Source organism: Mycobacterium timonense (genome assembly GCF_025821985.1).
Classification (GTDB): domain Bacteria; phylum Actinomycetota; class Actinomycetes; order Mycobacteriales; family Mycobacteriaceae; genus Mycobacterium; species Mycobacterium avium.
Genome location: NZ_JACKSY010000026.1, coordinates 1 through 19,490 on the forward strand (window position 1 = coordinate 1; position 19,490 = coordinate 19,490).

The following is a 19,490-nucleotide window of genomic DNA, read 5'->3' on the forward strand; positions in this document are numbered from 1 at the left end:
CACCCGCTGCCGCCTGACCACCATCACCGACGACAACCCCGACATAGGAGCCAACGACATGCCCGCACTCACCGCCTAACCCACCGGATCACGCAGCACTACACCACTTCCCGGGACTTGACCCGTTGCTCGCACGGCCGCCGCCATGTGCACGGTCGGTGTTTGACGAATACTGTGGCTGGACATGAAGTTGCCGCTGCTGGGCCCGGTGTCGCTGGCGGGCTTTCAGCATGCCTGGTTCTTCCTGGCGCTGCTGGCCGTGCTGCTGGTGATCGGCCTGTACGTGGTGCAGCAGTTCGCCCGGCGGCGCCGGGTGCTGCGGTTCGCCAACATGGAGGTGCTCGAGCGCGTCGCGCCGCCCCACCCGAGCCGGTGGCGGCACGTGCCCACCATCCTGCTGGCGACCTCGCTGGTGCTGCTGACCACCGCGATGGCCGGGCCGACGTCCGATGTCCGCATTCCGCTGAACCGCGCGGTGGTGATGCTGGTGATCGACGTGTCGGAGTCGATGGCCTCCACCGATGTGCCGCCCAACCGGCTGGCCGCGGCCAAGGAGGCCGGCAAGCAGTTCGCCGACCAGCTGACGCCGGCCATCAATCTGGGGCTGGTCGAGTTCGCCGCCAACGCCACGCTGCTGGTGCCGCCGACGACCAACCGGGCCGCGGTCAAGGCGGGCATCGACAGTCTGCAGCCGGCGCCGAAAACCGCTACGGGAGAAGGCATTTTCACCGCGTTGCAGGCCATCGCGACGGTCGGGTCGGTGATGGGCGGCGGCGAGGGCCCGCCGCCGGCGCGGATCGTGCTGGAGTCCGACGGCGCCGAGAACGTGCCGCTGGACCCGAACGCCCCGCAGGGGGCGTTCACCGCGGCCCGGGCCGCCAAGGCCGAGGGCGTGCAGATCTCCACCATCTCCTTCGGCACCCCCTACGGCACCGTCGACTACGAGGGCGCCACCATCCCGGTGCCGGTGGACGACCAGACCCTGCAGAAGATCTGCGAGATCACCGACGGCCAGGCATTCCACGCCGACAGCCTGGACTCGCTGAAGAACGTGTACTCGACGCTGCAGCGCCAGATCGGCTACGAGACCGTCAAGGGCGACGCCAGCATGGCGTGGATGCTGCTCGGCGCCGTCGTGCTGGCCGGCGCCGTGCTGGCCGGCCTGCTGCTGAATCGCCGGTTGCCCGCCTGACCAAGCGGTGCCGGCGCGCTAGGTGGGCAGGCGCCGGTTGATGAGCAACGCCAGCGCCGTCGCGATCAGGGCGGTCAGCACGCCGAGCCGCAGCCAGCCCGCGCTGCCCGGTCCCGGCACCGTGCGGTAGCCGATCTCGTTCTCGATCGCGTTGTAGCTCTTCTGCAGCTCACCCAGGTTGGTGGCGGTGTAGGACTGCCCGCCGGACAGCTTGGCGACCATCTTCATCTGGTCGGTCGAGACGGGGACGGCCACCTTCTGCCCGTCCATCTCGATCTCGCCGCCCTTGGTGCCGAACGTGATCGTCGAGATGGGCACGCCCTCGTCCTTGGCCAGGCGCGCCGCGGTGTAGACGCCGTCGTGCGGGTCGCTGGGGTTGGACGGCTTGTTCTCGCCGCCGTCGGAGAGCAGCACGATGCGGGCCGGCGGCGGTGTGTCGCCGCCGGCGACCGCGGTGGCGCTGATCGCGTGCAGCGCGGTAAAGATCGCCTCGCCGGTGGCGGTGCTGTCGGCGAAGTCCAGCTTCTTCAGCGCGTCGATGGTCGCCTGGTGTTGCGGGGTCGGCGGCACCAGCAGGTAGGGCGTGCCGGCGAAGCCGACCAGCCCAAGGTTGATGCCGGGGGTCAGCTGACTGGCGAACTGGCTGGCCGCCTGTTCGGCGGCCTTGAGCCGGTTGGGTTCAACGTCGGTGGCCCGCATGGATTGCGACATGTCGATGACCAGCATGATCACCGCGCGGTTGCGCGGGATGCGCATGTCGTGGGTGGGGGTGGCCAGCGCGATGGTCAGCAACACCAGGCTGAGCAGCGAGACCGCGATCGGCAGATGCCGCCACGGCGACTGCGCCACCGGGGCGTCGGTGTAGCGGTGCAGGCGGCGCCGGCGGCGGGCCTGCACCACGAGGTAGAGGGCCAGCAGCGCCAGCGGCACCAGCCCGAACAGCAGCATGCCCGGACGCTGGAACCCGTAGAGGGGCAACGGGCCGATACCGGGAAGCGACACGACACCCAACCTAGCCCGTCAAACGCAGCGGGCTATTCGCGGCGCAGCCGGCCGTCGACGAATTGCTCCAGCTTCTCCCACTCGCGCACCGCCGCGGCATACGGCGGCGACGGCTTCGCCACCGAGCCGGGCTCGAGCACGGCGGCCACCAGCTTGCCCAGCGGCCGGCCGGGCTCGAGGGCCTTGTCGACGGTGGAATCCTCGGAGTAGTCACCGATGTCGCGCAGCACCTCGACGGCCAGCTCCAGTTGGTCGCGATCCACCGCGTCCGGCCCGTCGGCCAGGTCGTCGGCCAGCCCGCTGAGCACATAGATGTTGTCGTCGGTGATCTCGACCTCCAGCGAGCCGTCGGTGGCGGCGGTGCGGATGTCGTCGTAGGTGCTCAGGTCGGCCAGGTCGTGGTCGTGCTCGTCGGCCAGGTAGCGGGCCAGCGCGCGCTCGGAGGTGAAGACGCTGATGCGTCCGTTGCGGCCCAGGAAGATCGGTTGGTCATCCAGGTAGCAGCGCAGCGTGTAGAAGGTGCCCGAGCTGGTGATGATGCGGATCGGGTCGATGCCGACCTGCAGCCAGAAGTCCTTGTCGCCGCCGAGCACCACGGTGTCGCCGGCCGCGCGGGTCTCGGTTTCGTCGGCGTCGTCGTCCGGTTCGCCGTCGGCCTCGTCGTCCTCGAGGGCCTCCTCGTCCGGCTCGGTCGCGTCGGCCGGCGCCTCGGCGGCCTCGTCCGTCTCGTCGGTCTCCTCGTCGTCGCGCTCCTCGGCCAGCTCGTCTTCGGCCTTGGCCGACAACGTCTCGTCGACTTCGGGGGTGGTGGCGATGTCGTCGATCGCGCCGAGCACGTCGTCCCAGCCGCGCGCGATGATCTCGGCGATCGCATGCCAGCGTTTGGCGCCGGCCTTGCCGGTGAAGTGCTCGATCCCGCCGGACACGGTGCCCAGGGCCGGGTTGCCGTTGAAGAACTTCGACACCGCAGCCAGCTCGCACACCGACCCGATGGACGACACGATGGCCAGGACGCCGGCCAGCGCGGTCACCGACTCCTCGGTCGGCTTCTCCGACACCAGCTCCTCGACCGCGACCAGATCGAACTGCTTGTCCTTCGCGGGCTCGAACTTGTGCGCGTGCGCCGTGCGCAGCCGCGTCCACGCCGGATGGTCGGTCAGGTCGTTGTCCTCGTCCGACCGCACGAAGGCCACCAGGTCGGCGACCGAGGAGAAGACGTACAGATCCTCGTCCTTGCCCAAGAAGGCTTCCCACTCGTCGCCGGAGTCACGCCAACGCGGCGCCCACACCGTGTAGCGGTCGCCGGCGGACAGGCTCAAGCGGATGGGCACGAGGTCAGCAGCCATGCGGCACAGAATAGCGACCTGGCGCTCAGCCCCAGATGTCGGTGATGGGGGCGGCGCCGGCGGCATAGCCCGTCTTGGGCAGCCCGTACATCTGCTCGACGGTGGCAAGCACGTTGTAGTGGTTGATCTGCTCGGCGTAGTTGCCGGGGCGGACGTGGGCGCCGTAGAACACCGTGGGGATCTGGTTGCGGCTGGCTCCGACGTTGGAGTTGTCGTCCTCGTCGAAGGTGACGATCAGCAGGCTGTTGTTGGCCAGCGCCCAATTGGCGTAGCCGGACAGCTGCCGGTTCAGCCAGGCGTCGGCCTGCGCGATCGAGCCGTCGTGCATGTTGTTGTCGTTGTTCGGGATGACGAACGACACCGTCGGCAGGCTGGCGTAGTTGCCCATCGGGAACGCCGAGAACGGCAGCGAGCTCGCCGCCGGCACGTTGGTGAAGTTGGCCCACGGCACATGTTTTCGCGCGTACTTGCCCGCACTGCACACCGGTGAGCCCGGGGACGGCAGGCCCTCGGCGTAGCCGGCGAATGTGTAACCGGCGGCGAGCAATTCGGACCCCAGGTTGGGTGCGGCGCCGGCGTTGACCGGGCACAGGTCCTTGGTCACCCCGAACGTGTTGCCGGCGAACAGCGCCAGGTAATTGGGCTCGCTGGGGTGGGTTTCGGCGAACGACTGGGTCATGTTGGCGCCGGACGCGGCCAGCGCGGTGATGAAGGGCGCCGACTTGTTGCCGATGATGCCGCTCTCGGAACGGTTTTCCTCCACCACGATCACGATGTGCGACGGTTGCGGAATGGCCGCTGCCGCAAGGCTGGTGCGCGGTGTCAACGGGCTGGCCGCCAGCGCCACCGCGGCCATGGCGCCGAGCAGCCGCAGGCTTCGGTATGCGCCGCCGATCAGCCTTCTGCGACTTCGATTTTCGCGCGACACGCCCGCAGTATACGAACGGCGGTAAGGCGTTTGCGGCCGGCGGGCAAGCGTGTCAGCGGGGCTTTGCCCGATCGTTATATACGCTCGACCAGATGGACGTGTGCGTGATCGACCACCCGTTGGCCGCGGCCCGGCTGACGGTGCTGCGCGACGAACGCACCGACACCGCCGGATTTCGGGCCGCGCTGCGCGATCTGACGCTGATGCTGGTCTACGAGGCCAGCCGCGACGTGCCGCGCAAGTCGGTCCGGATCCGCACCCCGGTGGCCGCGGCCGTCGGGACGCGACTGGTCAATCCGCCGCTGCTGGTTCCGGTGCTGCGCGCCGGGCTGGGCATGGTCGACCCGGCGCAGGCCGCGCTGCCCGAGGCCGAGGTGGGCTTCGTCGGCGTCGCCCGCGACGAGCAAACCCACCGGCCGGTCCCGTATTTGGCGGCGCTGCCCGACAAGCTGGCCGGCAGGTCGGTGATGGTGCTGGACCCGATGCTGGCCACCGGCGGCTCGATGGCGCACACCCTGGGGCTGTTGCAGCGTCGCGGCGCCACCGACATCACCGTGCTGTGTGTGGTGGCCGCGCCGGAAGGCCTTGCGGCGGTTGGGGAAACGGCGCCCGACGCTCGAGTGTTCACCGCCGCGGTAGACAAGGGACTCAACAAGGCGGCCTATATCGTGCCCGGCCTCGGCGATGCCGGGGATCGCCAATTCGGGCCGAACCTGTTCACCAGCTCCGCACCGTCGCGACCAGAAGCTCCCGCAGGGCGCGGGCGCGCCGCCGCGAAGACGCCAGGTCGTCGCTCGGCGCGCAGCGAATCTCCAAGTAGCACTTCACCTTCGGCTCGGTCCCGGAAGGCCGCACCACCAGCCTGACCGACGTGTCGTCGTCGCCGCCGGTGAAGATCAGCGCGTCGGTGATGTCGGTGAGCGCCACCCCGAACCCGGCCAGCGTCTCCGGCGGGCTGGTGCGCAGCCGTCGCATCAGCTCGGCAGCCCCGTCGGTCCCGACGCGGCGCGACACCGCGGCGACGTCGTGCACGCCGTGGCGGCGGGCCAGCTCGTCGAGCCGGCCGGACACCGAACCGCCCCGCGCGATCAGGGCGGCCACCAGGTCGCACACCAGCACGGCGGCGCTGATGCCGTCCTTGTCGCGCACCGCGGCGGGGTCCACGCAGTGTCCGATCGCCTCCTCGTAGGCGTACACCAGGGTGCCGCCGGGCACCTCGGCGTCGGCGCGTGCCAACCACTTGAAGCCGGTGAGGGTTTCGACGTGCACGGCGCCGTGCCGCGCGGCGATGGCCGACAACATCCGCGACGACACCACCGTGCTGGCCACCACCGGTCTGTCGGCCCGCTGCGGCTGGGAGAGCAGGTAATCGCCGAGCAGCCAACCGGTTTCGTCGCCGGAGAGCATCCGCCAGCCGGAGGCGTCGGGTATGCCGACGGCGCAGCGGTCGGCGTCGGGATCCAGTGCGATCGCCACGTCGGCGTCTACATCGGCGGCCAGGGTCAGCAGCGCGTCGGTGGCGCCGGGCTCCTCGGGGTTGGGGAACGCGACGGTGGGAAAGTCCGGGTCGGGCGCGAATTGGCTTGCCACGGTGTGTATTCGGCCGAAGCCGGCGCGGTGCAGAGCGTCGACGGCCACCGTCCCGCCCACGCCGTGCAGAGCGGTGAGCGCCACCCGCGCCGAACCGGTGCCGCGCCGCACCCCGGCCGCCCGCTCGATGTAGCGCTGGACGAGGTCGGTGTGCGCCGGTGGGACGGGTGTTCGGCGGATCTCGTCGGCCGGTGGCGCGTCGGCCATCGCGGCTTCGATCTGGTGGTCGGTGGGGGAGACGATCTGGATGCCGCCGCCGTCGTACACCTTGTAGCCGTTGTCGGTCGGCGGGTTGTGCGAGGCGGTGATCTGGACCCCGGCGGCGGCGCCGGTGTGCCGCACCGCGAACGCGACCACCGGGGTGGGCACCGGCCCGGGCAGCAGCAGCACCGAAAACCCTTGGGCAGCAAGCACTTCGGCGGCCACCGTGGCGAATACCGCGGAGCCGTGCCGGGCGTCGCGTCCCACGATCACCCGCGCGCCGGCCGGGCCGCGGCGCTTGAGCACCTGCGCCAGCGCCCAGCTGGCCCGCGACACCACCGCGACGTTCATCGCGTCGGGGCCGGCGCGGACCGGGCCGCGCAGTCCCGCCGTGCCGAATCGCAAGGGCCGGGCGAAGCGGGCGGTGAGTTCTGCGGCTTCGCATGCGGCGAGCTCGGCGGCCGTGCGGGGGTCGGGATCGTGGGCGATCCATTCCTCGGGCGTCACGGTCCTAGAACCGGGGGAGTTGGCCGAGGATCAGGGCCAGCAGCGCGCCCATCCGGGTGGCCGAGGCGGCGCCGGCGGCCAGCACCTCGGTGTGGCTCAGCGGCTCGCCGCTGATGCCGGCGGCCAGGTTGGTCACCAGCGACACCCCCAGCACCTCGGCGCCGGCCGCCCGGGCGGCGATGGTTTCGTGCACCGTCGACATGCCGACCAGGTCGGCGCCCAGCGTGCGCAGCATCCGGATCTCGGCCGGGGTCTCGTAGTGCGGGCCGGGAAGGCCGGCGTAGACGCCCTCGGCCAGCGTGGGATCGGCTTGGCGGGCCAGCTCGCGCAGCCGCGGCGAGTAGGCGTCGGTGAGGTCGACGAACTGCGGGCCGACCAGCGGGGACCGCCCGGTCAGGTTGAGGTGGTCGCTGATCAGCACCGGTTCGCCGACGGCAAGGTCCGGGCGCAGGCCGCCGGCCGCGTTGGTGAGCACCACCGCGCGCACCCCGGCCGCGCAGGCCGCCCGGACCGGGTGCACGACGTGGCACAGGTCGTGGCCCTCGTAGGCGTGGATGCGGCCGACCAACACCAGCACCCGGTGCTCGCCGATACGCATCGACACCAGCTCGCCGGTGTGCCCGACCGCGGTGGGCGGGCGGAAGCCGGGCAGTTCGGCCTGCGGCAGCACCGCCGTCGGGGCGCCCAGCGCGGCGACCGCCGGCGACCATCCCGACCCCAGGACGATGGCCACGTCGTGTGCGGCGACGCCGGTCCGTTCGCCGATGACCGCGGCCGCCTGGCGCGCGAGCTCGCCTGGGTTGGACGGGGTTTCGGCCACAGCGATCGAGCCTAGCCCGGCGACGGCGAGCGCCGTTAGGGCGCGAGTAAGGAGTCGGGCGATCGAGCCTAGCCCGGCGACGGCGAGCGCCGTTAGGGCGCGAGTAAGGAGTCGGGCGATCGAGCCGAGCCCGGCGACGGCGAGCGCCGGCCCGGGAGCGGGTGTCGGGGGGGTGTGCCAGGATCTGGCGTATGAATCTGCGTGGGTGGCCGGTGGTTGGCCCGGCCATTGGAATTGTCGTCGCGGTCGCCTTGTCGGTGGTCGCCATCACTTGCGGCCCGGCGCCGTGGGCGGCGGCCGACGGATGTCCGGACGTGCAACTGATTTTCGCCCGCGGCACCGCCGAGCCCCCGGGCTTGGGAGCCGTGGGCGATGCGCTGTTCGCCGCGCTGCAACCGGCGCTGGGCAACCGCAACGTCGACGCCTACGCGGTGAACTATCCGGCCAGCTACAACTTCCTGAACACCGCCGACGGCGCCAACGACGCCCGCGACCACATCGCCGAGATGGTCGACCGGTGCCCGTCCACCCGGCTGGTGCTCGGCGGGTTCTCGCAGGGCGCGGCCGCGGTCTCGATGCTCGCCGGGGTACCGCCGGTCGGGCAGCGGATCGGCAACTTCGGGTCGGCACCCCCACTGGATCCCGGCCTGGCGAGCAAGATCGCGGCGGTGGCGGTGTTCGGCAACCCCGGCAACCGCTTCAACACGCCCCTGTCGACCACCGGGGCGTTCGCCGGTCGCGCCATCGACCTGTGCAGCGACGGCGACCCGGTGTGCGTCGTCGGCGGGCGGGACCGGGACGCGCACCACGTCTACGAGGACCCGCCCTACCCGGCCCAGGCGGCGGGGTTCATCGCCGGGCGGGTATAGCCAGGGGCGTTGGGCCCCGGTCGGATACTGCGACATACTGCGAGAGTGCCCCCCGTCGGATCAGACAGCCCGCTGGACAGCGTCGAGGATGTCGTGCGGCGGCGCGGTGCCGATCTCGTCGAGCTGTCGCACGCCATCCACGCCGAGCCGGAGCTGGCGTTCGCCGAGCACCGCAGCTGCGCCAAGGCGCAGGCGCTGGTCGCCGAGCGCGGCTTCGAGATCACCGCGGCCGCCGGCGGCCTGGACACCGCCTTTCGCGCCGACTTCGGCAGCGGCCAGCTGACCATCGGGGTCTGCGCCGAATACGACGCCCTGCCCGAGATCGGGCACGCCTGCGGCCACAACATCATCGCGGCGTCGGCCGTGGGCACCGCGCTGGCGCTGGCCGAGGTGGCCGACGACCTAGGCCTGCGGGTGGCGCTTGTGGGGACTCCCGCCGAGGAGGCCGGCGGCGGCAAGGCGCTGCTGCTCAAGGCCGGGGTGTTCGACGACATCTCCGCGGCGGTGATGCTGCATCCCGGGCCGGCCGACATCGCCGCGGCCCGCTCGCTGGCCCTGTCCGAGGCGATCGTGCGCTACCGCGGCAAGGAATCGCACGCCGCCGTCGCGCCGCACCTGGGCGTCAACGCCCTCGACGCCGTCACCGTCGCGCAAGTGGCCGTCGGGCTGCTGCGTCAGCAACTGGCGCCGGGCCAACTGGTGCACGGCATCGTCACCGACGGCGGGCAGGCGGTCAACGTCATCCCCGGGCACGCGTCGCTGCAGTACGCGATGCGCGCCGTCGAATCCGACTCGCTGCGCGAGCTGGAGGGCAGGATGTATGCCTGCTTCGCCGCGGGCGCAATGGCCGCCGGCTGCGAATACGAGATCGACAACCCCGCGCCCGCCTACGACGAACTCAAGCCGGACGCGTGGCTGGCCAACATCTTTCGCGAGGAGATGTGCCGGCTGGGCCGGCAGCCGGTGGCCCCGGAGTACGAAGCCGCGCTGCCGATGGGCAGCACCGACATGGGCAACGTGACGCAGGCGCTGCCGGGGATCCACCCGGTGGTCGGGGTCGAATCCGGTGGCGCCATGGTGCATCAGCGCGCCTTCGCCGACGCCGCCGCCGGACCCAGCGCCGACCGCGCGGTGATCGAGGGCGCGATCATGCTGGCCCGCACCGTCGTCGCGCTGGCCCAGACGCCGGCCGAGCGCGATCGGGTGCTGGCCGCGCACGAGCGCAGACGCGGCGGGGCGCACCCATGAGCCTGGCCGACGCCGCCACCTCCTGGCTGGCCGCGCACAACCAAGACCTGATCGAGTGGCGTCGGCACATCCACCGCTATCCCGAGTTGGGCCGCCAGGAATACGCCACCACCCAGTTCGTCGCCGAGCGGTTGGCCGAGGCCGGACTCAACCCCAAGGTGCTGCCCGGCGGGACCGGGCTGACCTGCGATCTCGGCCCCGAGCACGAGCCCCGGATCGCGCTGCGGGCCGACATGGACGCGCTGCCGATGGCCGAGCGCACCGGCGCGCCCTACGCCTCCACCATGCCCAACGTGGCGCACGCCTGCGGGCACGACGCGCACACCGCCATCCTGCTGGGCACCGCGCTGGTGCTGGCGTCGGTGCCGGAACTGCCGGTCGGGGTGCGGTTGATCTTCCAGGCCGCCGAGGAGCTGATGCCCGGCGGGGCGATCGACGCCATCGCCGCCGGCGCCATCACCGGGGTGTCGCGGATCTTCGCCCTGCACTGCGACCCCCGGCTGGAGGTCGGCCAGATCGCGGTCCGGCACGGCCCGATCACCTCGGCGGCCGACCAGATCGAGATCACCCTGTATTCGCCGGGCGGGCACACCTCGCGGCCGCACCTGACCGCCGACCTGGTGTACGGGCTGGGCACCCTGATCACCGGGCTGCCCGGGGTGCTGTCGCGGCGCATCGACCCGCGCAACGGCACCGTGCTGGTGTGGGGCGCGGTCAACGCCGGGGTGGCGGCCAACGCCATCCCGCAGACCGGGGTGCTGGCCGGCACCGTGCGCACCGCCAGTCGGCAGACCTGGGTGGGTCTCGAGGAGGTGATCCGGGAGACGGTGTCCGGGCTGCTCGCGCCGCTGGGCATCGAGCACACGCTGCAGTACCGGCGCGGCGTGCCGCCGGTGGTCAACGAGGACGTCTCGACGCGCATCCTCACCCACGCGATCGAGGCGCTCGGCCCCGACGCCCTGGCCGACACCCGCCAGTCCGGTGGCGGCGAAGACTTCTCCTGGTACCTCGAGGAGATTCCCGGCGCGATGGCGCGGCTGGGGGTGTGGCCTGGGGTGGGGCCACAGCTGGACCTGCACCAGCCGACGTTCAACCTCGACGAGCGGGCCCTGGCGATCGGGGTGCGGGTGATGGCCAACATCGTCGAACAGTCGGCGCTGTTCCAGGTGTTCTAGGCGGCTAGGCCGCGACGGAAAGTCAGGGCCCGATGTTGCGGGCCGGGCGGGTGCGCAGGTCGTGCACGTAATCGGCTGGCGCGCCGGCGATTTCGGCGGCGTCGGCCATCACCCCGAGGTAGCGGGCCGATGGCAGGCCGCCCTCCCAGGCGTCCAGGACGTACAGCCACGCCAGCACCGGGTCGGTGGTGGTGTCAGACGAGATGCGGTCCACCCGGCAGCGGATCTTCTTGTGCACGCCGAACTCCGAGCCCTCCCAGCGGTCGAGGTTCTTCTCGTCCGCCGGCGTCATGTCGTAGAGCACGACGAATACCTTGGAACCCGGGTCCTCCACGACCGTGGCCAGCGCGCCCTCCCAGCCGATGTCCTCGCCGCCGAACGTCAGCCGCCAGCCGTGCAGCCAGCCGGTTCCGGCCATCGGCGAGTGGGGTGCGCGCTTCAGCATCTGCTCGGGATCCATGTTCGACCCGTACGCGGCGTAGAGCGGCACGGGGAAAGCTTAGACGTCCGGGCTGCCTCGGTCTTCCCCCGAGCCGGGCGCCGCCGCGCTGCGGCGGGCATCGTCACCGGGCTAGGTTGGGGGTCGTGGTGACCCGCATTGTGATCCTCGGCGGCGGCCCGGCCGGTTACGAAGCCGCCCTGGTGGCCGCCTCCTCCCACCCCGACAGCACCCACGTCACGGTGATCGACTCCGAGGGAATCGGCGGCGCGGCCGTGCTGGACGACTGCGTGCCGTCCAAGACATTCATCGCCTCGACCTGGCTGCGCACCGAGCTGCGCCGCGCGCCGCGGCTGGGCTTCGAGATCGACATCGACGACGCCAAGATCTCGCTGCCCCAGATCCACGCCCGGGTCAAGCAACTGGCCACCGAGCAGTCCGCCGACATCACCGAACAGCTGCTCGGCGTGGGCGTGCGAGTGGTCGCCGGCCGCGGCGAGCTGATCGACCCCACCCCGGGGCTGGCCCGCCACCGCATCAAGGCCACCGCCCCCGACGGCAGCAGCAGCGAGTACGAGGCCGACGTCGTGCTGATCGCCACCGGCGCCAGCCCGCGGATCCTGCCGTCGGCCCAGCCCGACGGCGAGCGGATCCTGACCTGGCGCCAGCTCTACAACCTCGACGCGCTGCCCGACCACCTCATCGTGGTCGGCTCGGGGGTGACCGGCGCCGAGTTCGTGCACGCCTACACCGAATTGGGCGTGCCGGTGACCGTGGTGGCCAGCCGCGACCGGGTGCTGCCCTACGAGGACGCCGACGCCGCCCTGGTGCTGGAAGAGGCGTTCTCCGAGCGGGGCGTGCAGCTGGTGAAGAACGCCCGCGCGCAATCGGTCACCCGCACGCCCGACGGGGTGCTGGTCACCCTGACCGACGGGCGCACCGTGGCGGGCAGCCACGCCCTGATGACCATCGGCTCGGTGCCCAACACCGCCGGCCTGGGCCTGGAGCGGGTCGGCATCGAGCTGGGCCGCGGCGGCTACCTGACGGTGGACCGGGTGTCGCGGACCTCGGTGCCCGGCATCTACGCCGCCGGCGACTGCACCGGCCTGCTGCCGCTGGCCTCGGTGGCCGCCATGCAGGGCCGCATCGCGATGTATCACGCGCTCGGCGAGGGCGTCAGCCCGATCCGGCTGCGCACAGTCGCGGCGACGGTGTTCACCCGGCCCGAGATCGCCGCCGTCGGCGTGCCGCAGACCATGATCGACGACGGTTCGGTGTCGGCGCGCACCATCATGCTGCCGCTGCGCACCAATGCGCGGGCCAAGATGTCGGGGCTGCGGCAGGGTTTCGTGAAGGTGTTCTGCCGCAAGTCCACCGGGGTGGTGATCGGCGGCGTGGTGGTGGCGCCGATCGCCTCCGAGCTGATCCTGCCGATCGCGGTGGCGGTGCAGAACCGCATCACCGTCAACGAATTGGCGCAGACGCTGGCGGTTTACCCGTCGCTGTCCGGTTCGATCACCGAGGCGGCCCGGCGGCTGATGGCCCACGACGACCTGGACTAATGGTTAGCCTTGGTGCAGCACGCCCTACTGACGAGTAACCGGACAGGAGCCCTGCAGTGAGCGATCCGATCCACGCACTCGGCGAGCCCGGCTCGCCGGCTTCGGCGCTGGGACCGCGGCAACGCGCGGCGGCCTGGGACAGGCTGGGCGCCGAGCAGTTCGACGTGGTGGTGATCGGCGGCGGCGTGGTGGGATCGGGCTGCGCCCTGGACGCCGCCACCCGCGGGCTCAAGGTCGCGCTGGTGGAGGCCCGCGACTTCGCGTCGGGCACCTCGAGCCGTTCCTCGAAGATGTTCCACGGCGGCCTGCGCTATCTCGAGCAGCTGGAGTTCGGGCTGGTGCGCGAGGCCCTATACGAGCGCGAGCTGTCGCTGACCACGCTGGCACCGCACCTGGTCAAGCCGATGCCCTTTCTGTTCCCGCTGACCAATCGGTTGTGGGAACGGCCCTACATCGCCGCCGGCATCTTTCTCTACGACCGGCTGGGCGGCGCGAAATCCGTTCCGGCGCAAAAGCATTTGACCCGCGCCGGTGCGCTGCGGCTGTGCCCGGGCCTCAAACGCAGCGCGCTGATCGGCGGAATCCGCTACTACGACACCATCGTCGACGACGCCCGGCACACCCTGACCGTCGCGCGCACCGCGGCGCACTACGGCGTGGTGGTGCGCAACTCCACCCAGGTGGTCGCCCTGCTGCGGGAGGGCGACCGGGTGACCGGGGTGCGGGTGCGCGACTCCGAAGACGGCTCGGTCACCGAGGTCCGCGGGCATGTGGTGGTCAACGCGACCGGCGTGTGGACCGATGAGATCCAGGCATTGTCCAAGCAGCGCGGGCGATTTCAGGTGCGGGCATCCAAGGGGGTGCACGTGGTGGTGCCGCGCGACCGCATCGTCAGCGACGTGGCGATCATCCTGCGCACCGAGAAGTCGGTGATGTTCGTCATCCCGTGGGGCAGCCACTGGATCATCGGAACCACCGACACCGACTGGGATCTGGATCTGGCCCACCCCGCGGCCACCAAGGCCGACATCGACTACATCCTGTCCACCGTCAACACCGTGCTGGCGATCCCGCTCACCCACGCCGACATCGACGGGGTGTATGCGGGGCTGCGGCCGCTGCTGGCCGGGGAGAGCGAGGAAACCTCCAAGCTCTCCCGCGAGCACGCGGTGGCGGTGCCCGCACCCGGCTTGGTGGCCATCGCCGGCGGCAAGTACACCACCTACCGGGTGATGGCCGCCGACGCGATTGACGCTGCGGCGCAATTCATTCCGGCCCGGGTGGCGCCGTCGATCACGGAGAAGGTCAGCCTGCTCGGCGCCGACGGCTACTTCGCGCTGATCAATCAGGCCGAGCACGTCGCGCAGCTGCGCGGGTTGCATCCCTACCGGGTGCGCCACCTGCTGGACCGCTACGGCTCTTTGATCGGTGACGTGCTGGCGCTGGCCGCCGATCGGCCCGACCTGCTCAACCCGATCACGGAGGCGCCCGGCTATCTGCGGGTGGAGGCGCTGTACGCCGTAACCGCCGAGGGCGCTTTGCATTTGGAGGACATCCTGGCCCGCCGGATGCGCATCTCCATCGAATACTCGCATCGCGGCGTCGACTGCGCCCGCGAGGTCGCCGACGTGGTCGCGCCGGTGCTGGGGTGGACGGCCGGCGACGTCGAGCGCGAGGTCGCCAACTACACCGCCCGGGTGCAGGCCGAGATCCTGTCGCAGGCCCAGCCCGACGACGTGTCGGCCGACGAGCTGCGGGCCAGTGCGCCCGAGGCGCGCGCCGAGATCCTCGAGCCGGTGCCGCTCAATTGAGACCGGTGCCGCTGCCGGTTCGCGACGGGCTGGGACCCGCCCGGGTGCGGCTGCGCGGCGGTCCGGTGCTGGCCGAGCTCACCGCCCGGTTCGGCGCCGCGGCCCGCGCCAAAGTCCTTGCCGCCGAAGTGGTTACCGCAGACGGTGCGGTGGTCGACGAGGCCACCGTGTTGCCGGCCGGGGCCAGTGTGTACCTTTACCGCGAGCTGCCCGACGAGGTGGTGGTGCCCTTCGACCTCCCGGTGCTGCACCGCGACGACGACATCGTCGTCGTCGACAAGCCGCACTTTCTGGCCACCATGCCGCGCGGACGGCACGTCGCCCAGACCGCGCTGGTGCGGCTGCGCCGGGAGCTCGGCTTGCCGGAGCTGAGCCCCGCGCACCGGCTGGACCGGCTGACCGCCGGGGTGCTGCTGTTCACCGCGCGGCGCGAGGTGCGCGGCGCCTATCAGACGCTGTTCTCCCGCGGGCTGGTGGACAAGACCTATCTGGCCCGGGCCGCCGTCGACCCGGCGCTGGTGTTCCCGCGGGTGCTGGCCGGCCGCATCGTCAAGCACCGGGGCCGGATGCAGGCGGTCTGCGAACCCGGGCCGCCCAACGCGCTGACGGAGGTGGAGCTGTTGTCCCCGGACGGTCTGTACCGGCTGCGGCCACGCACCGGACGCACCCATCAGCTGCGCCTGCAGATGGCCTCGCTGGGCATACCGATCATCGGTGATCCGTTGTATCCCAACATGATTGACGTGCCGGCCGATGACTTCAGCACCCCGCTGCAGCTGCTTGCCCAGCGCATCGAGTTCGACGATCCGCGCACCGGCGCCCGCCGCGTCTTCGTCAGCCGCCGGACCCTCGACGACCCAGGTCCATGACGGAGTTTGGCGCGCCGCTGCGCGGGTACCTGGTGGCGTGTGCGACGGCAATTGCGGATTCCGGAACGGGCCAACGACGCCGAGACCGCGCTGCTGCGGTACCTGCTCTACGGGCTGCTGCCGGCCTGGTTCATCCCGGCCCTGCTGGATTGGAACCAGCACCGGCGCAGCAGGATTGAGATCACCTCGGGCACGCGGGAGTCGCTGATCCATCTGCTGATGATGGCCGAGGTGGGGGTGCCGATCACCCTGGTCCTGCTGTGCGAGATCAACCCGCTGGTGCTCTCGACGATCCTGGCGTCCATCGCCGCCCACGAGGCCACCGCGCTGTGGGACGTCACCGCCGCCGAGCGCAGCGGGCGCCGGGTCACCACCTGGGAGCAGCACGTGCACAGCTTCCTGGAGTCGCTGCCGATCATGGCGGCCTCGGCGCTGGGCTGCCTGCACTGGCGGGAGGTGCGCGAGCTCGCCCGCGGCGCCCGCTCCCGCGACGCCTGGCGGCTGCGCTGGAAGCAGAACCCGCTGCCCGGCGGCTACCTCGCCGCGGTCGCCGCCGCGGTGGCCGCCGCGATCGTCGTCCCCTACGGCGAGGAGCTCTACCGCTGCGTCACCAAGACCGACCGGACGCTGCGCTGAACGGCGACCCACCCGGGCGCAACACGCGGTAGCGTCATAGCCGGCGCCGACGTGACGGGAGGCAACCATGAGGCACGGCACCGTCGCAGCGGCGGCCGCCCTGCTGCTGGCCGCCGGGGTGATCGCCGCGGCCCCGCCGGCCCGGGCCGGCTGCCAGTACGGCGGGCCCGTGCTGAGCAAGTGTGACGGCCCCGTCCAGCCCGACGGCACCTGGCAGCGCTGCGTCGCGGTCACCCGCCTGATCCCCAACGGGGCCAGCTCCTACCTGGTGCCCGACGGGCACTGCGAACAGCTGGGACCCGACCAGCACCCGGCCGATCTCGCCTTCGCCGACCCGCCCGGCCACATCGACTGAGCCGAGACTGCCCGGCGGCGGACGGCGACCGCCGGCACGCCCAGCTGGCACACCGCCAGCAAATGTGAAAACGATTTCTGTTATGGGTATAGGGTGGCCTAACATCGGCAGTCGGTCTGGGAGGGACATGACCGCAGGTGACAGGCCTGGACGTGCAGAGTTTCCGCGCTGTTCGCGGCCTGGTCAACGCAAATTTGCTGAGGCGTTCTCAGCGTGGGCATTGTGAGATGTGATGGATCTGTTTGCACCCCCCGAGGTCACCTCGACGCTCATCCACACCGGGCCGGGCGCGGGCTCGCTGATCGAGGCCGCCGCCGCCTGGCAGCGCGTCGCCGTCGAGCTGGAGAACTCGGTGTCCAGCTACGCCTCGACGCTGTCGTCGCTGATCGAGTCCTGGGACGGCCCCTCGGCGATGGCGATGCTGCAATCCGTCCAGCCCTACCTGCTGTGGCTGCGCGAGACCGCGCAGCAGTCCGCGCAGCTGGCGAACTCCGCCGAGGCCGCGGCGACGGCGTTCGGCACCGTGCGGTCCACCGTGGTGCACCCGTCGGTCGTCAGCGCCAACCGCACCCGGCTGGCCCAGTTGCTGGCCACCAACCGGTTCGGCACCAACACGGCGGCGATCGCCGAGACCGAGAACGAATACCAGACCATGTGGGCGAACAACTCGGCCGCGCTGAGCCGCTACCAGGCGGCCTCGTCGCAGGCGACATCGCCGCTGACCCAGTTCAATTCGCCGCTGGCCGTCACCGACCCCGGCGGGACCGCCAACCAGCAGGCCGCGGTGATGAAGGCGTCGGTCGACTCCTCGGGTTCGTCGGTGGGCTCGGTGCTCAACGACCTCAACATGCCCGGCGGGTTCGATCCCAACGCCGGCTGGTTCAACTACTTCAGCACCTGGGGCAACCAGTTCATCTCGTCCGGCTTCCCGATCAACCTGCTGGGCGTGTGGGCGCAGCTGGCCACCGCCCAGGGGGTCGCATCCGTCGGCGGCGACATCGGCTCCGGCCTGTCCGAGGGCCTGGGCGCGACCACCGCCAGCCTGGCCAACGCGATCAAGGGCATCGGCGCGGGAGCGGTGGCGCCGAGCGGCGCGATGGGCGTCGGGGTGTCGCTGGGCAAACTGACCGCGCCCCCGGCGGTGGTCGGGCTGCTGCCGGGAACCCAGACCGGCGTGCAGCTGGCCTCGGCGGCGTCGCCGCTGCCCGCGGCCGAATCGGGTTTCCCGCTGATGCCGATGATGGTGCCGCCGCCGACCACCTCGGCGGGCACCGGCTGGCGAAAACGTAAACAGCAGAAGTACGAGGACGTCGCCTACGGCCGGGAAGTCAAAGGCAAAGTGATGCCTCGTAATCCGTCGGCCGGATGAATTGACCATGGTGCCCCGCCCTCACCGCGGACACCGAATCGCCGAACGGGCCCGTCCGCAGCGCGGCCCACACCCACATTCTTCCCGAATGCAGCCAAGGTAAAGGTTCATGGATTTTGGGATACTGCCGCCGGAGGTCACCTCGGCGCTGATCCACGCTGGACCCGGTGCCTGGTCATGGATCGAAGCCGCCGGGGTGTGGCAGCAGCTGAGCATGGAGCTCGAACAGTCGGCGAGCAGCTACACCGCGGAGCTGGCGGCGCTGTCGACCACCTGGCAGGGGCCATCCGCGCTCGCGATGACCCGGGCGCTCGAGCCGTACGTGGACTGGTTGCGGATCACCGCCCAGCAATGCCAGGAGATCGCCACCTCGGTGCAAACCGCCACTGCCGCATTCGAATTGACGCACTGGACGGTGGTGCATCCCTCGCTGGTCGCCGCCAACCGCGCCCGCCTGGCAATGTTGTTGGCCACCAACTTCTTCGGGATCAACTATCCGGCCATCGCCGAAACCGAGGCCGAGTACCACGCCATGTGGGTGAACAACTCCGCGGCGATGTACCGCTACGCGGCGACCTCGGCGACCGCGGTCAGGTTGCCCCGGTTCACCGAGCCGCCCCAGGTGGCCAACCCGTCCGGGGTGAGCACCCAGGCCGCGATGGTGCCCGCGACGAACGCCGCTGATTCCGGCACCCAGACCGGTGTCGCCGGCACCCTGCAGGCCGCCTCCACCGCCTTCTTCGATCCCAACACTGGCTGGTTCAAGTACTGGAGCACCTGGGGCAACCAATTCCTGGCCGCCAGCGGATTTCCGATCAACCTGATCGGGGTGCTGGCCCAGCTGCAGACCGCCAGCGGATTCCAGTCGCTGGGCGCCGACGTCGCCGGCGGCCTGGCCGAAGGCACAGCCGCCCTGTCGGCGGCCGAGGTGCGACTGGTCAGCGCCGTCGGCGCCGCCGGATCGTCCCTGGCGCCGCGGGCGGCGCTGGGCGTGGGCATCTCGCTGGGCAACCTGACCATGCCGCCGGCGACGGTGGGAATGCTGGGGTCGCAGGCGCCCGTGCAACTGGCGTCGGCCGCCTCGCCGCTCGCGACCGGGGCCGGGCAGCCGCCGATGCTGCCGATGACGCCGATGCGCCCGGGCGGCAACGGAACCCGCCGGCGCAACGGGCGCGACTACGACGACATCGAGTACGGCGCGGAGCTTCCCGGCACCGTGATGCAGCGGCCGCCGTCAGCGGGCTAGAGGGAAAGACGATGGGGCGCAGAGCATTCCGGACAGCCGGGGCCGCGTGTGGCGGGGCGGCAGGGCGCAGGACGGCTATTCGGCCGCCGGGGGAGCGGAAAGGCCTTGCCGGATGCCCTGATTCATCGCATCCCGCGGCGTCGCGCCGCCGGGCGGATCCGGTTGATCGCAGGCGCAATTCAGATGGGCGAACGGGCCGGGGTCGGCGCCGGCCGGCGCCGCGGCCCCGACGGGCGGGCCGAGAGCGATTGCGACACAGGCCATACCGGCCAGCAGTCTCGGAATCATCGTGGCTCTGCGCTTCGTCACCTGAATTCGGATGTTC

The 19,490-nt window shown here is 71.2% G+C and carries 18 protein-coding genes and 1 pseudogene; 12 read left to right on the forward strand and 7 right to left on the reverse strand.

Features of this window, described 5'->3' with window-relative positions:
- Window positions 1–184 precede the first annotated feature (184 nt).
- Window positions 185–1,192: a VWA domain-containing protein gene (locus tag H7I87_RS08240; RefSeq protein WP_011725988.1), complete on the forward strand. Its 1,008-nt coding sequence runs from the start codon at window positions 185–187 to the stop codon at window positions 1,190–1,192.
- An 18-nt stretch (window positions 1,193–1,210) separates the two neighbouring features.
- Here the strand turns inward: H7I87_RS08240 and H7I87_RS08245 are convergent, their stop codons facing one another.
- Genes H7I87_RS08245 through H7I87_RS08255 form a run of 3 tightly spaced genes read right to left on the reverse strand, consistent with a single transcriptional unit; the run spans window position 1,211 to window position 4,396 of the window.
- A complete protein-coding gene (locus H7I87_RS08245; protein ID WP_003878991.1) occupies window positions 1,211–2,194 on the reverse strand; it encodes a VWA domain-containing protein in 984 nt (327 codons plus the stop codon).
- A gap of 32 nt (window positions 2,195–2,226) precedes the next feature.
- Window positions 2,227–3,540 carry a protein export chaperone SatS gene (gene satS, locus H7I87_RS08250; protein ID WP_023860885.1) on the reverse strand — a complete coding sequence of 438 codons (1,314 nt, stop codon included), beginning with the start codon at window positions 3,538–3,540 and terminating at the stop codon, window positions 2,227–2,229.
- A 25-nt stretch (window positions 3,541–3,565) separates the two neighbouring features.
- Entirely contained in the window at window positions 3,566–4,396 is an 831-nt protein-coding gene (locus H7I87_RS08255; RefSeq protein WP_009978816.1) for an alkaline phosphatase family protein, read from the reverse strand.
- Window positions 4,397–4,560: 164 nt separating this feature from the next.
- Between H7I87_RS08255 and upp the strand changes: the two are divergent.
- Window positions 4,561–5,178, forward strand: a pseudogene (gene upp / locus H7I87_RS08260) (uracil phosphoribosyltransferase); the annotation flags it as partial.
- Between the two features lie 7 nt (window positions 5,179–5,185).
- On the opposite strand, the gene H7I87_RS08265 reads toward upp, so the two are convergent.
- Both H7I87_RS08265 and H7I87_RS08270 read right to left on the reverse strand, forming a co-directional pair.
- The gene (locus tag H7I87_RS08265) at window positions 5,186–6,766 is read right to left on the reverse strand and encodes a phospho-sugar mutase (protein WP_023860888.1); all 1,581 of its coding nucleotides are present in this window, start codon (window positions 6,764–6,766) and stop codon (window positions 5,186–5,188) included.
- Between the two features lie 4 nt (window positions 6,767–6,770).
- A complete protein-coding gene (locus H7I87_RS08270; RefSeq protein WP_009978811.1) occupies window positions 6,771–7,586 on the reverse strand; it encodes a purine-nucleoside phosphorylase in 816 nt (271 codons plus the stop codon).
- A gap of 251 nt (window positions 7,587–7,837) precedes the next feature.
- On the opposite strand from H7I87_RS08270, the gene H7I87_RS08275 reads away from it, so the two are divergent.
- Genes H7I87_RS08275 through H7I87_RS08285 form a run of 3 tightly spaced genes read left to right on the forward strand, consistent with a single transcriptional unit; the run spans window position 7,838 to window position 10,878 of the window.
- Window positions 7,838–8,455 (forward strand): cutinase family protein, encoded by a 618-nt coding sequence (locus tag H7I87_RS08275; protein ID WP_023860889.1) that lies wholly within the window; start codon window positions 7,838–7,840, stop codon window positions 8,453–8,455.
- A 45-nt stretch (window positions 8,456–8,500) separates the two neighbouring features.
- Window positions 8,501–9,703: a M20 family metallopeptidase gene (locus H7I87_RS08280; protein WP_011725981.1), complete on the forward strand. Its 1,203-nt coding sequence runs from the start codon at window positions 8,501–8,503 to the stop codon at window positions 9,701–9,703.
- The gene (locus H7I87_RS08285) at window positions 9,700–10,878 is read left to right on the forward strand and encodes a M20 family metallopeptidase (protein ID WP_003874495.1); all 1,179 of its coding nucleotides are present in this window, start codon (window positions 9,700–9,702) and stop codon (window positions 10,876–10,878) included. Before H7I87_RS08280 ends, H7I87_RS08285 begins: the two co-directional genes overlap by 4 nt.
- A gap of 22 nt (window positions 10,879–10,900) precedes the next feature.
- On the opposite strand, the gene H7I87_RS08290 is transcribed toward H7I87_RS08285, so the two are convergent.
- On the reverse strand, window positions 10,901–11,368 hold the full coding sequence (locus tag H7I87_RS08290) for a gamma-glutamylcyclotransferase family protein (protein ID WP_003874496.1): 468 nt from the start codon (window positions 11,366–11,368) through the stop codon (window positions 10,901–10,903).
- 95 nt (window positions 11,369–11,463) lie between these two features.
- Here H7I87_RS08290 and H7I87_RS08295 point away from each other — a divergent pair, with 95 nt between their 5' ends.
- From H7I87_RS08295 to H7I87_RS08325, 7 genes are all read left to right on the forward strand, one after another.
- The gene (locus tag H7I87_RS08295; protein ID WP_023860890.1) at window positions 11,464–12,879 is read left to right on the forward strand and encodes an NAD(P)H-quinone dehydrogenase; all 1,416 of its coding nucleotides are present in this window, start codon (window positions 11,464–11,466) and stop codon (window positions 12,877–12,879) included.
- A 56-nt stretch (window positions 12,880–12,935) separates the two neighbouring features.
- Window positions 12,936–14,690, forward strand: a complete 1,755-nt coding sequence (locus H7I87_RS08300) for a glycerol-3-phosphate dehydrogenase/oxidase (protein ID WP_003874498.1) — start codon at window positions 12,936–12,938, stop codon at window positions 14,688–14,690.
- On the forward strand, window positions 14,687–15,559 hold the full coding sequence (locus H7I87_RS08305; RefSeq protein ID WP_023860891.1) for a pseudouridine synthase: 873 nt from the start codon (window positions 14,687–14,689) through the stop codon (window positions 15,557–15,559). Before H7I87_RS08300 ends, H7I87_RS08305 begins: the two co-directional genes overlap by 4 nt.
- A 39-nt stretch (window positions 15,560–15,598) precedes the next feature.
- Window positions 15,599–16,195 (forward strand): hypothetical protein, encoded by a 597-nt coding sequence (locus tag H7I87_RS08310; RefSeq protein WP_011725979.1) that lies wholly within the window; start codon window positions 15,599–15,601, stop codon window positions 16,193–16,195.
- Between the two features lie 67 nt (window positions 16,196–16,262).
- The gene (locus H7I87_RS08315) at window positions 16,263–16,550 is read left to right on the forward strand and encodes a CDGP domain-containing protein (protein WP_003874501.1); all 288 of its coding nucleotides are present in this window, start codon (window positions 16,263–16,265) and stop codon (window positions 16,548–16,550) included.
- 232 nt (window positions 16,551–16,782) lie between these two features.
- Window positions 16,783–17,919, forward strand: coding sequence for a PPE family protein (locus H7I87_RS08320; RefSeq protein WP_003878975.1), 1,137 nt, complete (start codon window positions 16,783–16,785; stop codon window positions 17,917–17,919).
- 109 nt (window positions 17,920–18,028) lie between these two features.
- Complete coding sequence (locus H7I87_RS08325; protein ID WP_003874503.1) at window positions 18,029–19,165, forward strand: PPE family protein; 1,137 nt, start codon at window positions 18,029–18,031, stop codon at window positions 19,163–19,165.
- A gap of 75 nt (window positions 19,166–19,240) precedes the next feature.
- Here the strand turns inward: H7I87_RS08325 and H7I87_RS28960 are convergent, their stop codons facing one another.
- Window positions 19,241–19,453 carry a hypothetical protein gene (locus H7I87_RS28960; protein ID WP_011725978.1) on the reverse strand — a complete coding sequence of 71 codons (213 nt, stop codon included), beginning with the start codon at window positions 19,451–19,453 and terminating at the stop codon, window positions 19,241–19,243.
- Window positions 19,454–19,490: the final 37 nt, after the last annotated feature.

What these genes read in the sequence shown, in the direction of transcription:
- satS (WP_023860885.1), bottom strand. Translation starts at nt 3,540, where the DNA reads ATGGCTGCTGACCTCGTGCCCATCCGCTTGAGCCTGTCCGCCGGCGAC.
- H7I87_RS08325 (WP_003874503.1), top strand. Translation starts at nt 18,029, where the DNA reads ATGGATTTTGGGATACTGCCGCCGGAGGTCACCTCGGCGCTGATCCAC.
- H7I87_RS08320 (WP_003878975.1), top strand. Translation starts at nt 16,783, where the DNA reads ATGGATCTGTTTGCACCCCCCGAGGTCACCTCGACGCTCATCCACACC.
- H7I87_RS28960 (WP_011725978.1), bottom strand. Translation starts at nt 19,453, where the DNA reads ATGATTCCGAGACTGCTGGCCGGTATGGCCTGTGTCGCAATCGCTCTC.
- H7I87_RS08255 (WP_009978816.1), bottom strand. Translation starts at nt 4,396, where the DNA reads ATGGCCGCGGTGGCGCTGGCGGCCAGCCCGTTGACACCGCGCACCAGC.
- H7I87_RS08285 (WP_003874495.1), top strand. Translation starts at nt 9,700, where the DNA reads ATGAGCCTGGCCGACGCCGCCACCTCCTGGCTGGCCGCGCACAACCAA.
- H7I87_RS08240 (WP_011725988.1), top strand. Translation starts at nt 185, where the DNA reads ATGAAGTTGCCGCTGCTGGGCCCGGTGTCGCTGGCGGGCTTTCAGCAT.
- H7I87_RS08315 (WP_003874501.1), top strand. Translation starts at nt 16,263, where the DNA reads ATGAGGCACGGCACCGTCGCAGCGGCGGCCGCCCTGCTGCTGGCCGCC.